At 74.9% G+C, this 12296-nt stretch carries 13 protein-coding genes; all 13 read left to right on the top strand.

Translation table 11 applies throughout. The features are described 5' to 3' along the window. On the top strand, window positions 1–847 hold an 847-nt coding region (locus E4P41_RS19450), incomplete at its 5' end, for a phosphatidylinositol mannoside acyltransferase (RefSeq protein ID WP_135142885.1). Then, window positions 847–2067 carry a glycosyltransferase family 4 protein gene (locus tag E4P41_RS19445; protein ID WP_135142884.1) on the top strand — a complete coding sequence of 407 codons (1221 nt, stop codon included), beginning with the start codon at window positions 847–849 and terminating at the stop codon, window positions 2065–2067. The genes E4P41_RS19450 and E4P41_RS19445, both read left to right, overlap by 1 nt. Window positions 2068–2078: 11 nt before the next feature. Further along, window positions 2079–2630, top strand: a complete 552-nt coding sequence (locus tag E4P41_RS19440; RefSeq protein WP_135142883.1) for a hypothetical protein — start codon at window positions 2079–2081, stop codon at window positions 2628–2630. Window positions 2631–2691: 61 nt separating this feature from the next. Continuing rightward, a complete protein-coding gene (gene pdxS, locus E4P41_RS19435; RefSeq protein ID WP_135142888.1) occupies window positions 2692–3597 on the top strand; it encodes a pyridoxal 5'-phosphate synthase lyase subunit PdxS in 906 nt (301 codons plus the stop codon). Between the two features lie 40 nt (window positions 3598–3637). Further along, window positions 3638–4750 (top strand): heparan-alpha-glucosaminide N-acetyltransferase domain-containing protein, encoded by a 1113-nt coding sequence (locus E4P41_RS19430; protein ID WP_209307814.1) that lies wholly within the window; start codon window positions 3638–3640, stop codon window positions 4748–4750. Between the two features lie 25 nt (window positions 4751–4775). Beyond that, entirely contained in the window at window positions 4776–5432 is a 657-nt protein-coding gene (gene pdxT, locus E4P41_RS19425) for a pyridoxal 5'-phosphate synthase glutaminase subunit PdxT (RefSeq protein WP_135142882.1), read from the top strand. Then, window positions 5429–6178 (top strand): YebC/PmpR family DNA-binding transcriptional regulator, encoded by a 750-nt coding sequence (locus E4P41_RS19420; protein WP_135142881.1) that lies wholly within the window; start codon window positions 5429–5431, stop codon window positions 6176–6178. The genes pdxT and E4P41_RS19420 overlap by 4 nt, the downstream gene beginning before the upstream one ends. A 188-nt stretch (window positions 6179–6366) precedes the next feature. After that, window positions 6367–6933 carry a crossover junction endodeoxyribonuclease RuvC gene (ruvC, locus tag E4P41_RS19415; RefSeq protein ID WP_135142880.1) on the top strand — a complete coding sequence of 189 codons (567 nt, stop codon included), beginning with the start codon at window positions 6367–6369 and terminating at the stop codon, window positions 6931–6933. A gap of 179 nt (window positions 6934–7112) precedes the next feature. Then, window positions 7113–7775, top strand: coding sequence for a Holliday junction branch migration protein RuvA (gene ruvA / locus E4P41_RS19410; RefSeq protein ID WP_245177492.1), 663 nt, complete (start codon window positions 7113–7115; stop codon window positions 7773–7775). Between the two features lie 22 nt (window positions 7776–7797). Further along, window positions 7798–8925, top strand: a complete 1128-nt coding sequence (ruvB, locus tag E4P41_RS19405; protein WP_135142879.1) for a Holliday junction branch migration DNA helicase RuvB — start codon at window positions 7798–7800, stop codon at window positions 8923–8925. Between the two features lie 157 nt (window positions 8926–9082). Next, window positions 9083–9430: a preprotein translocase subunit YajC gene (gene yajC, locus E4P41_RS19400; RefSeq protein WP_135142878.1), complete on the top strand. Its 348-nt coding sequence runs from the start codon at window positions 9083–9085 to the stop codon at window positions 9428–9430. A 14-nt stretch (window positions 9431–9444) separates the two neighbouring features. Continuing rightward, on the top strand, window positions 9445–11103 hold the full coding sequence (gene secD, locus E4P41_RS19395; RefSeq protein WP_135142877.1) for a protein translocase subunit SecD: 1659 nt from the start codon (window positions 9445–9447) through the stop codon (window positions 11101–11103). After that, a complete protein-coding gene (secF, locus tag E4P41_RS19390; protein ID WP_135142876.1) occupies window positions 11100–12293 on the top strand; it encodes a protein translocase subunit SecF in 1194 nt (397 codons plus the stop codon). The genes secD and secF overlap by 4 nt, the downstream gene beginning before the upstream one ends. The last annotated feature ends 3 nt before the right edge of the window (window positions 12294–12296 follow it).

Here is a 12296-nt window from a genome sequence, read left to right as displayed (position 1 = left end):
CGTGGCCCGCGGCGCCTTCGACGCCGCCGGCCGGTGGGCGGCCGGGCGCGGCGGGCGGGGCGTGCGGCAGCTGCGCGCCAACCTCCGGGTCGCCACCGGTGGCCGACTCGACCAGGCCGCGCTCGACGACCTCACCACGCGGGCGATGCGCTCCTACGCCCGCTACTGGCAGGAGGCGTTCCGGCTGCCGCGGCTGGGCGTGGAGCGGGTGCTGGCCGGCACCGGGCTCCTCGGCCGGGAGCACCTCGAGGCGGCCCGCGACCAGGGGCGGGGGCTGATCCTCGCGCTGCCGCACAGCGGCAACTGGGACGCCGCCGGCGTCTGGCTGGTCGACTGGCTCGGCGGCCCCTTCATGACCGTCGCCGAGCGGCTGCGGCCCGAGTCGCTCTACCGGCGGTTCCTCGAGTTCCGCGAGACCCTCGGCATGCGGGTCGTGCCGCTCACCGGGGGGCCGCGGCCGGGATCGGCGGTGCTGCGCGAGTGGCTCGACGCCGGCGGTTCGATCTGCCTGCTGGTCGACCGGGACCTCGGCAGCGGGGGCGTGCCGGTCGACTTCTTCGGCCGGACCGCGACCATGCCGGGCGGGCCGGCGGTGCTGGCCGCGCAGACCGGCGCCGCCCTGCACCCGGTGGTGTCCTCCTTCACCGACGGCGGCTGGCGGCACGTCGTCCACCCCGAGGTGCCCGTCGACGGCCCCGGCCGGCTGCGCGACCGCGTGCTCGCCGGGATGCAGGGCGTGGCCGACGCCCTCACCGCCGGCATCACCGAGCATCCCGAGGACTGGCACGTGCTGGGCCGCATCTGGGCCGACGTCCCGCCCGACCCCCCGCGGAACAGGCGCGCCTGATGCGCATCGGGCTGGTCTGTCCCTACCAGTGGGACGTCCCCGGCGGGGTCCAGTACCACGTCCGCGACCTCGCCGAGACGCTCCGCGGCCTGGGCCACCACGTCGAGGTCCTGACCCCGGCCGAGCGCGAGGAGTCCCTCCCGGCCGAGTACTTCACCTTCGCCGGTCGCACCGTGCCGATCCCGTACAACGGCTCGATGGCCAGCGTGCAGTTCGGCCCGGTGTCGGCCGCCCGCGTGCGGCGCTGGCTGCGCGAGGGGCACTTCGACGTCGTGCACGTGCACGACCCGGCGCCGCCGTCGGTGGGCCTGCTGGTCTGCATGATGGCCGAGGGGCCGATCGTGGCCACCTTCCACGCCGCCACCGTCCGCTCGAAGTGGCTGGCCGCCTGGGGCCCGGTCATCCGCCCGTGGCTGGAGAAGATCTCCGGGCGCATCGCGGTGTCGGACTTCGCCCGCCGGGTGCAGGTCGAGCACCTCGGCGGGGACGCGGTGATCATCCCCAACGGCGTGCACGTCTCCTCCTTCGCGGAGGGCTCCTCGCTGCCCGGCCACACCCGCGGCGTCGACGGGCCGACGATCGGCTTCCTCGGCCGCTACGACGAGCCGCGCAAGGGCCTGCCGGTGCTTCTCGAGGCGATGCGCGCCGTCGTCCGGCAGCACCCGGGCGCCCAGTTGCTCATCGCCGGCCGCGGGGATCCCGACGCCGTCCGCGAGCTGCTGAGGGAGGACCTGCGGCCGCACGTGTCCCTGCTCGGGGAGCTCACCGAGGCGGACAAGGGCGCGTTCCTGCGGTCGGTGGACGTGTACTGCGCGCCCAACCTGCTGGGAGAGTCCTTCGGGATCATCCTCATCGAGGCCCTGGCCGCCGGGGCGCCGATCGTCGCCAGCGACCTCGACGCCTTCGCCACGGTGCTCGAGGACGGCGCCGCCGGGGTGCTGGTACGCCGCGGCGACGCCCGTGACCTGGCTCGCGCGCTCGGTGACCTGCTCGCCGAGCCGGCGCGGCGGGACCGGTTCTCCGCCACCGGCCGCCGGGTCGCCGCGGCCTACGACTGGTCGGTGGTGGCCCGCCGGGTGCTCGACGTCTACGAGACCGTCGCCGTGCCCGGGAGCGGCGAGGTCACCGCAGCGGACGACGACACGCGGCTGGCCGAGCTGACCGCGGTCTCCGGCGACGCCCCGGCCCGGTCCGCCCTGCGCCGGTGGGTGCAGCGATAGCCTGACCCGTCGTGACCCCCGACGTCTGGCTGCTGCTCGCGGCCGCCGCCGTCGTCCTGCTGCTGACCGCATGGTCGGCGTGGACGCTGACCCGGCTGGGCCGCTTGGAGGCGCGCGTCGAGCGGGCCTGGACGGCCCTGGACACCCAGCTGCGGCGGCGCACCGGCCTGGCCGCCGAGCTGGCCCGTGACCACGCCGCCGCGGTCGGGGAGGAGCGGGCCGCCCGGCTGGCCGCCGCGGTGCGGGAGGTCCGCGCCCCGCGCACCGGCGACCGGGAGATGGCGGAGAACGCCCTGGGCCGCGAGCTGCGCGAGCTCCCCGAGGACCTGCCGGGGGTGCCGGGTGCGCTGCGCGCCGACCTGGAGGGCACCGCCACCCGGATCGGCCTGGCCCGGCGCTTCTACAACGACGCCGTCCGGGACACGCACGCGCTGCGCACCCGGCGGCTGCCCGGCCTGCTGCGGCTGCACGCCTCCCGGCCGCTGCCGCGCTTCTTCGACATCGAGGACGATCTCCGCGAGGTCACCGGCAGCGCCGCCGGCGGCGGGCGGGCCCGCCCGTAGCATGGGGTGTCCGCCCCCGACGTCCGAGACCGAGGCAGCTCCCGTGGCAGAGCACAGCACGATCCTTCCCAGCACCACCGGCACCGGCACCACCGGGACGGCGGCCGTCAAGCGCGGCATGGCCGAGCAGCTCAAGGGCGGCGTCATCATGGACGTCGTCACCCCGGAGCAGGCGCGGATCGCCGAGGACGCCGGCGCGGTCGCGGTCATGGCGCTCGAGCGGGTGCCGGCCGACATCCGGGCCCAGGGCGGCATCGCGCGGATGAGCGACCCGGACATGGTCCAGGGCATCGTCGACGCGGTCTCGATCCCGGTGATGGCCAAGGCGCGGATCGGGCACTTCGTCGAGGCACAGGTGCTGCAGAGCCTCGGGGTGGACTACATCGACGAGTCCGAGGTCCTCACCCCGGCCGACGAGGCGCACCACATCGCCAAGGCGGAGTTCACCGTGCCGTTCGTCTGCGGCGCGACCGACCTGGGCGAGGCGCTGCGGCGGATTGCCGAGGGCGCGGCGATGATCCGCTCCAAGGGCGAGGCCGGCACCGGCAACGTGGTCGAGGCCGTGCGGCACATGCGGGCCATCCGCGCCGGCATCCGCCGGCTGGGCACGCTCGACGAGACCGAGTTGTTCGTCGCGGCCAAGGAGCTGCGCGCTCCGCACGACCTGGTGGCCGAGGTGGCCCGCCTGGGCAAGCTGCCCGTCGTGCTGTTCACCGCCGGCGGCATCGCCACCCCCGCGGACGCCGCGATGATGATGCAGCTGGGCGCCGAGGGCGTCTTCGTCGGCTCGGGCATCTTCAAGTCCGGCGACCCGGCCCAGCGCGCGGCCGCGATCGTGCAGGCCACGACCTTCTTCGACGACCCCGACCTGATCGCCAAGGTCTCCCGCGGCCTCGGGGAGCCGATGGTCGGCATCAACGTCGCGACGCTGCCGGAGAGCGAGCGGTACGCCACCCGCGGCTGGTGAGCCGCCGCTGCCCGCCGGCCGGGGCACCTACCCTCGGTCCGTGAGGGAGCGCGTCGAGGACGTCCCCGCGCCCGCCGGCGTGGCACGGGAGCCTGCCGCCGGACGGCGGATCGGCGGCCTCGACGTCGCCCGAGGGCTCGCCGTCCTGGGCATGTTCGGCGCTCACCTGGGCCAGACCGGCGAACTCGGCTGGGACCCGGCCACCTGGCGCGCGGTCGTGGACGGCCGGTCGTCGATCCTCTTCGCGACGCTCGCCGGCGTCTCCATCGCCCTGCTCTCGGGCGGCCGCACGCCGGCCACGGGGCAGGAGCTCGCCCGGGCCCGCACCCGCATCCTGGTGCGGGCCGCGTGGGTGTTCGCCGTCGGCGGCGTCCTGGAACTGCTCGACACTTTCGTCGCGATCATCCTCGGCGTCTACGCGGTGCTCTTCGTCCTCGCGCTGCCGTTCCTGCGCTGGTCCCCCGCGCGGCTGCTCCTGGCCGCCGGCGCCGTCGCCCTGGCCGGGCCGCCGGTCACCCTGGCGGTGGCGCAGTACGCCACCGCCCGCGGCGAGGAGGGCAACGCGTTCGCCTTCCTGCTGTTCACCGGCTACTACCCGGCGGCGGTCTGGCTGGCCTTCGTGCTGGTCGGGCTGGCGGTGGGCCGACTGGACCTGGGTACCGCCCGGGTGCGCGCCGGCCTGGTCGCCGGCGGGGCGGCCGCCGCGGTGCTCGGCTACGGCGGCGGCTGGCTGAGCGCCCGGCAGTTCGCGCCGGGGGAGCAGCCGGCGGGCATCGAGACCGGCTTCGGCTCCTCCGGAAAGTGGGAACCCGCCTGGTTCGCCGGCGCCGAGCCGCACAGCGGAACGTCCTTCGAGGTCGTCGGCTCCGGCGGGGTCGCGGTCGCCGTGATCGGGCTGTGCCTGGTCGCGGCCGACCTGCTCCCGCGGCTGACGTACCCCCTGGCGTCGGTGGGCGTGATGGCGCTGTCGGTCTACACCGCGCAGATCGTCGCGATCTGGGCGCTCGGTGTGGACTCCGCCGACGACTGGGGACGGTGGGCCCGCTTCACGATCACCGCGGTGCTGCTGGCGACCGTCTGGCGGCTGCGGGTGGGACGCGGGCCGCTGGAGCGGCTGCTGACCTGGAGCTCCCGGCGGGCGGCCGGGCCGTAGGGCGCGGGCCGTACCCTGTCTCCCCGTGCCCGAGAACCCCGTCGTCGGTGTGCTGGCGCTGCAGGGCGACGTCCGGGAGCACCTGGCGACGCTGCCCGCGCTGGGCGCCGTGGCGGTGACCGTCCGGCGTCCGGAGGAGCTGGTCGCCGTGGACGCGCTGGTCATCCCCGGCGGGGAGTCGACCACGATGGCGAAGCTGGCCGTCCGGTTCGGCCTGCTCGAGCCGCTGCGCGCGGCGGTGGCCGGCGGGCTGCCGGTCTACGGCTCCTGCGCCGGGATGATCATGCTCGCCGACCGGCTGCTGGACGCCCCGGCCGACCAGGTCACCGTCGGCGGGCTGGACGTGGCGGTGCGGCGCAACGCCTTCGGCCGGCAGGTCGACTCCTTCGAGTCGCAGGTCGTGCTCGCGGGAGTGACCGGCGGTCCCGTGCACGCCGTCTTCATCCGGGCGCCGTGGGTGGAGGAGGCGGGGGAGGGCGTGGAGGTCCTCGGGCGGGTCGTCGGAGGACCCGCCGACGGTAGGATCGTCGCGGTCCGCCAGGGGAACCTGATGGCCACCAGCTTCCACCCCGAACTGACCGGGGACCGCCGGGTGCACGCGCTGTTCGTCGACATCGTCCGACGCCACCTGGCCGAGAGGGCCGGCGCCGCAGCCGGGAACGAGGAGGACTCAGACTCATGAGCGGCCACTCCAAGTGGGCGACGACGAAGCACAAGAAGGCCGCCATCGACGCCAAGCGCGGCAAGCTGTTCGCCAAGCTGATCAAGAACGTCGAGGTCGCCGCACGCGTCGGTGGCGGGGACCCGGCGGGCAACCCCACGCTCTACGACGCCATCCAGAAGGCCAAGAAGTCCTCGGTCCCCAACGACAACATCGACCGGGCGGTCAAGCGCGGCGCGGGCCTCGAGGCCGGCGGCGCCGACTGGCAGACGATCATGTACGAGGGCTACGCCGCCGGCGGGGTGGCGGTGCTCGTCGAGTGCCTCACCGACAACCGCAACCGGGCCGCCTCCGAGGTCCGCACGGCGATGACCCGCAACGGCGGCTCGATGGCCGACCCGGGTTCGGTCTCCTACCTGTTCTCCCGCAAGGGCGTCGTCGTCGTTCCTCGGGCCGACGGCGTGGACGAGGACGCCGTGCTGACGGCCGTGCTGGAGGCCGGCGCGGAGGAGGTGCGCGACCAGGGCGACTCGTTCGAGGTCATCAGCGAGCCCACCGACCTGGTCGCCGTCCGCACCGCCCTGCAGGACGCCGGGATCGACTACGACTCGGCCGAGGCGGGGTTCGTGCCCAGCGTGAGCGTCGAGCTCGACGAGGAGGCCGCCGGCAAGGTCTTCCGGCTCGTCGACGCCCTCGAGGACTGCGACGACGTGCAGAACGTGTACGCCAACTACGACGTCTCCGACGAGGTGCTCGAGAAGATATAGAATCCCCTGCCCCCCACCATGTAAGGACCCCGTCCTCCTCACCCCTCGCAGGCTCGGGGCGGGCCCGGGACGGAGCCGGCGGTAGGGCCCTGCCGGGAGCCGACCGGGCGTGTCGAGGGCCGTCCCCGTCGGTCGGGCGGGTTAGCGTGGGTCGAACACCAGTTCGGCTGACGGCGGGAGGCGCCTCCATGCGGGTGCTCGGCATCGACCCGGGCCTCACCCGGTGTGGGTGGGGGGTGGTCGACGGTCGTCCCGGCGCGCGGCCGACCGCGGTCGGGGTGGGAGTGGTGCGCACCGCCGCGGACCTCGATCTGGAGCTCCGGCTGCTGGAGCTGCACACCGCCGTGACCGCGCTGCTGCGCGCGCACCGGCCGGACGTCGTGGCGATCGAGCGGGTCTTCACGCAGAACAACAAGGGCACCGCCACCGGCACCGCCCAGGCGTCCGGGGTGGCGGCGCTGGCCGCGGCGCAGGCCGACCGGCCGGTCGCCTGGCACACGCCCAGCGAGGTCAAGGCGGCCATCTCCGGCAGCGGCCGCGCCGACAAGGAGCAGGTCACCCTCATGGTCACCCGGGTGCTGGGGCTGGCGTCCCCGCCCAAGCCCGCCGACGCCGCCGACGCGCTGGCCCTGGCCGTCTGCCACGCCTGGCGCGGGCCGGCGCAGCACCGGCTGCGGGTCGCCGCGCTGGCCGGCGGCATCGGTGCGCCGGTGCGGTCGACGACGTTGCCCCGCTGGACGGGGGTGTCGAGGTGACCGCCGGGGGCGCCGGCGTGCTGCCACGGGGCCGCAGGAGGCCGTGTCCGACGGGAGGACGGCGTTGATCACATGGGGGACCGGCGTGCCCTCGCGGGGCCGCAGGAGGCCGTGTCCGACGGGAGGACGGCGTTGATTACATGGGGGACCGGCGTGCCCTCGCGGGGCCGCAGGAGGCCGTGTCCGACGGGAGGACGGCGTTGATCGCCAGTGTGAGTGGCCGGGTGGCCGCGGTCTCGCCGGAGGGCGCGGTCGTCGAGGTCGGAGGGATCGGGCTGGCGGTGCAGTGCACGCCGGGCACCATCGCCCGGCTGCAGGTGGGGGAGAGTGCGCGGCTGGCGACCAGCCTGGTGGTGCGCGAGGACTCGCTCACCCTCTACGGCTTCGCCGACGACGACGAGCGGCAGCTGTTCGAGCTGCTGCAGACGGCCAACGGTGTGGGGCCCCGGCTGGCCCAGGCCGTGCTCGCCATCCACCCGCCGCGCGAGGTGCGCCGCGCGGTGTCGATGGCCGACGTCAAGGCCCTGATGCAGGTCCCGGGCATCGGCAAGAAGGGCGCCGAGCGGCTGATCCTCGAGCTGCGCGACCGGCTGGGGGTCACCTCGTCCGACACGCAGCTCGACGGTGGTCCGGCCCCCGCGGGGCTGCCGGCCGTCACCCCGGTCGCGCCGTGGCGCGACCAGCTCGCCTCGGCCCTTGTCGGCCTCGGCTGGACCGGCAAGGAGGCCGACGGCGCGATCGCCCAGCTGGCCCCGCTGGCCGACGAGCAGCTCTCCGCGACCGGGTCGGTCGAGGTCGCCGTCCTGCTCCGGCAGGCGCTGCGGCTGCTGGGGCGGTCGTGACCGGAAGCGGGGAGGAGGCCCGATGAGCTCGCCGTCCGACCGGGGTCGGTCGGCCGCCGACGCCGCACCGGGCCGGGTCGCCGACGCCGCCGTCGACCCGGGCGCCGGGGACGAGGAACGGGTCGTCGAGTCGGCCCTGCGGCCGCACTCGCTGGCCGACTTCATCGGCCAGCCCAAGGTCGCCCGCCAGCTCGAGCTCGTGCTGGAGGGGGCCAAGCGGCGGGGGCGGCCGCCGGATCACGTGCTGCTCTCCGGCCCGCCCGGGCTCGGGAAGACGAGCCTCGCGCTGATCATCGGCTCCGAGCTCGGGACGTCGGTGAAGATCACCAGCGGCCCGGCGATCGAGCGCTCCGGCGACCTCGCCGCGATGCTCTCCAACCTCGCCCCCGGCGACGTCCTCTTCATCGACGAGATCCACCGGATCGCCCGCCCCGCCGAGGAGCTCCTCTACATGGCGATGGAGGACTTCCGGGTCGACGTCGTCGTCGGCAAGGGGCCGGGAGCGACCGCGATCCCGCTGGAGATCAACCCGTTCACCCTGGTGGGAGCGACCACCCGGGCCGGGCTGCTGACCGGGCCGCTGCGCGACCGGTTCGGCTTCGTCGGCCAGATGGAGTTCTATGAGCCGGCCGAGCTGCAGCAGGTGCTGGCCCGCAGCGCCGCGCTGCTCGGCGTCGAGCTCACCGCCGACGGCTCCACCGAGATCGCCGGCCGCTCACGGGGCACGCCGCGCATCGCGAACCGGCTGCTGCGCCGGGTCCGCGACTACGCCGAGGTCCGCGCCGACGGGCGGGTGACCCGTGCGGTCGCCGAGGCGGCGCTGGCGCTCTACGACGTCGACGACCTGGGGCTGGACCGGCTCGACCGCGCCGTCCTCGAGGCGCTGGTCATGCGCTTCGGCGGCGGTCCGGTCGGCGTGGCCACCCTGGCGGTCGCCGTGGGCGAGGAGCCGCACACCGTGGAGGAGGTGTGCGAGCCCTTCCTCGTCCGGGCCGGCCTGCTCGCCCGCACCCCCCGCGGTCGGGTGGCCACCGAGGCGGCGTGGCAGCACCTCGGGCAGCCGGTCCCGCGCGGCGGCGTCCCCCTCGGTCGGGTCACAGCGGACCCACAGGCCCCGGGGTCGTCGTCAGAGACCCTGTTCGACGCCTAGACTGCGAAGCGCTGGCGCGCAACTCGTCCGGCGTCGCCCGCGCGCGTCCCGCCCGGTCGCCCGGATGTCCCCGCGCCGCAGCCGATGCACCCGAGCGGTCCCGTCCCGGACCGCACCCACCGCGGCCCGTACGGCGCGGTAGAGAGGCACATCTGTCGTGGAGTTGTTCCCGCTCGTCATCCTCGTCCTGGCCTTCGTGCTCCTGATCGTGCTGCCGGCACGGCAGCGCAAGAAGCTCCAGGAGCAGCAGCGGGCGCTGCAGGAGTCACTGACCCCGGGCACCCCGGTCATGACCACCGCAGGGCTGCACGGCACCGTCGTCGGTCTGGGCGAGGGCACCGTCGACCTGGAGGTCGCCCCGGGCGTGGTGGTCACCTTCGCCCGGCAGGCGATCCTCGAGGTCCGCACCCCCGCTGCGGCCGGCCCGGCCGTCGACGGACCCGCGCTGCCCGGCGACGACGCGAGCGGCACCGCGGACGGCGGTCCGGCCGACCGCACCCGCTGAGCCGGAGCCTTCCCGTGGCCCAACGCCCGCTCCGTGCGCGCCGGTACTTCGGCGCCTTCCTCCTCGTCGTCGCCGTCCTCTACGGCCTGGTCTTCTTCACCGGCGACACCCGCACGCCACAGCTGGGTCTCGACCTGCGCGGTGGGACGACGGTCACCCTCACCGCCGCCACCCCCGACGGCGAGGCGCCCGACCCTGCCGAGCTGGAGCTCGCCCGCCAGATCATCGAGCAGCGGGTCAACGGCCTGGGCGTCGCCGAGGCCGAGGTCGTGACCGAGGGGGACTCGAACATCGTCATCTCCGTCCCGGGGGACGACGGGGAGCAGGCACGCGAGCTCGGGGCCACGGCGCAGCTGCGCTTCCGCCCGGTCGTCCAGGGCCCCGAGCCGGCCGTCCCGGCCGCCGAGGAGAGCCCCGCGCCCACCGAGGGAACCGAGCCGACCGACGCCGCGGTGACGGACGGCGGCGCCCAGGCCACCGATCCGGCGCAGCCGACCGACGCAGCCCCGTCCGACGGCGCCGTCGCCGATCCTCCGGCGCCCGACCCCGACGCCCCGCCGGTCACCCTGGAAGAGGCCGCGGCGGAGTACGCCACGCTGACCTGCGGCCCCGAGGGCGTCACCAGCGAGGTGGCCCGGCCGGACAGCTACGTCGCCGCGTGCAGTGAGGACGGGGCGCTCAAGTACCTCCTCGGCCCCACGATCATCGAGGGCACCCAGGTCGAGGACGCCAACGCCGGCACCCAGCAGGCGACCGGTGAGTGGGTCGTCCTGCTCGACTTCAATTCGGCCGGTCTGGCCACCTGGGCCGAGTACACCACGGCCAACGTCGGCTCCAACGTCGCCTTCACCCTCGACGGCCGGGTGATCTCCGCACCGACCATCCAGGGCGCGATCACCAGCAACCCCACGACGATCACCGGCTCCTTCGACCAGGAGAGCGCCGAGGAGCTGGCCAACCAGCTGCGCTACGGCGCGCTGCCGCTGACCTTCACCCAGGCCACCGCGCAGTCGATCTCCACCGAGCTGGGCGCCGAGCAGCTCCGCGCCGGCCTGATCGCCGGCGCCATCGGCATCGCCCTGGTGTTCGTCTACGCGCTGCTCTACTACCGGCTGCTCGGCCTGGTCATGATCGCCAGCCTGGTCCTGTCGGCGGTGGTCGTCTACGCCGTCCTCGTGGTGCTGGGGCGGCAGATCGGCTTCACCCTGAGCCTCGCCGGCATCGCCGGGTTCATCGTGTCGCTCGGCATCACCGCCGACTCGTTCGTCGTCTACTTCGAGCGGCTCAAGGACGAGATCCGGGAGGGCCGCACGCTGCGCTCGGCGGTGCCGCGGGCGTGGGTCCGGGCCCGCCGCACCATCCTCTCGGCCGACGCGGTCAGCTTCCTCGCCGCGGCGATCCTCTACGTGCTGGCCATCGGCGACGTGAAGGGCTTCGCCTTCACCCTGGGCATGTCGACGGTGCTCGACCTGGTCGTCGTCTTCCTCTTCACCCACCCGCTGATGGCGGTGCTGGCCCGCTACCGCATCTTCGGCAGCAGCCGCTTCTCCGGCCTCGGCCGCAGCCTCGACCGCCCCCGTGCGGCCGCTCCCCGGCGCCCCGCCGTGGACCGCGAGCTCGTGGGCGCGGCGAGCGGGGCCGGCCGCACCGCGCAGGACAGGAGCGACGCATGACCGGCCGCGACCACCGCACGGACGCCGACGAGCTGCCGGTGGGCACCGAGGCCGACGAGGCGGCCGCGGCGTCGGACGACGCCATGCCCCCCGTCGACGACCGTGCCCTGGAGGACGCCGGGCTGCGGCGCGCGGGGAAGCCGGGGACCGGCCGCCCGCCGCACCGTGCCTCGCTGGCGCACCGTCTCTACAACGGCGAGGCGGGGCTCGACGTCGTCGGCCGCAGCCGGCTGATCTACCGGATCACCGCGGTCGTGGTGCTGCTCTGCATCGCCGCGATGGTCTTCCGGGGGTTCAACTTCGGCATCGACTTCGCCGGCGGCAACAGCCTCCGGCTGCCGGGCACGACCGAGCAGCTCGCCGAGGTCCGAGAGGCCGCGGAGGACGCCGGCGCCGAGGTCGCGACCGCGCAGGTCGTCGGCGGCAACACACTGCTGCTGCGCACCGGTGCCCTGGACAACGACACCGAGCGCGCGGTCGTCGAGGCCGTCGCCGGCGCGGCCGGCATCGAGCCGTCGCAGGTCAGCCCCGAGTCGGTGAGCGCCGAGTGGGGCGAGGACATCACCCGCCAGGCGCTCATCGCGCTGGCGGTCTTCCTCGTCGCCGTCGTCGCGTTCCTGGCGCTGCGCTTCCAGCCGAAGATGGCGATCGGGGCGATGGCGGCGCTGCTGCACGACATCGTCGTCACCGCCGGCATCTATGCGCTCGTCGGCTTCGAGGTCACGCCGTCCACGGTGATCGGCTTCCTCACCATCCTGGGCTTCTCGCTCTACGACACCGTCGTCGTCTTCGACAAGGTCGACGAGAACGTCCGGGACCTGGACAAGACGGCGCGGATGACCTGGGGCGAGGCGGCGAACCTGGCGGTCAACCAGACGCTGATGCGCTCGATCAACACGTCGGTGATCGCGCTGCTGCCGGTGGCCGGCCTGCTCTTCGTGGGCGCCGGGCTGCTCGGCGTCGGCACGCTGAAGGATCTCGCCCTCGTCCTCTTCGTCGGCCTGGCCGCGGGCACCTACTCCTCGATCTTCCTGGCCACGCCGATCGTGGCCGACCTCAAGGAGCGCGAGCCCGAGATGCGGGCTCTGCGCCGGCGGGTGCTCGCCCGCCGTTCGTCGCAGGCACGGCAGGGCGCTGCACGGCCGGCCGGCCGCGGCCCGGTGGCCAGCGCCCGCCGCGCCGGCGGTTAGATC

The sequence above is a fragment of the Geodermatophilus sp. DF01-2 genome (genome assembly GCF_004571065.1).
Taxonomy (GTDB): domain Bacteria; phylum Actinomycetota; class Actinomycetes; order Mycobacteriales; family Geodermatophilaceae; genus Geodermatophilus.
This window is presented reverse-complemented; position numbering and strand designations above follow the sequence as displayed.

Excerpts from the sequence above, each read along its gene's own strand:
- E4P41_RS19445 (WP_135142884.1), top strand. The coding sequence starts at position 847 with ATGCGCATCGGGCTGGTCTGTCCCTACCAGTGGGACGTCCCCGGCGGG.
- ruvC (WP_135142880.1), top strand. The coding sequence starts at position 6,367 with ATGCGGGTGCTCGGCATCGACCCGGGCCTCACCCGGTGTGGGTGGGGG.
- E4P41_RS19420 (WP_135142881.1), top strand. The coding sequence starts at position 5,429 with ATGAGCGGCCACTCCAAGTGGGCGACGACGAAGCACAAGAAGGCCGCC.
- secF (WP_135142876.1), top strand. The coding sequence starts at position 11,100 with ATGACCGGCCGCGACCACCGCACGGACGCCGACGAGCTGCCGGTGGGC.
- ruvB (WP_135142879.1), top strand. The coding sequence starts at position 7,798 with ATGAGCTCGCCGTCCGACCGGGGTCGGTCGGCCGCCGACGCCGCACCG.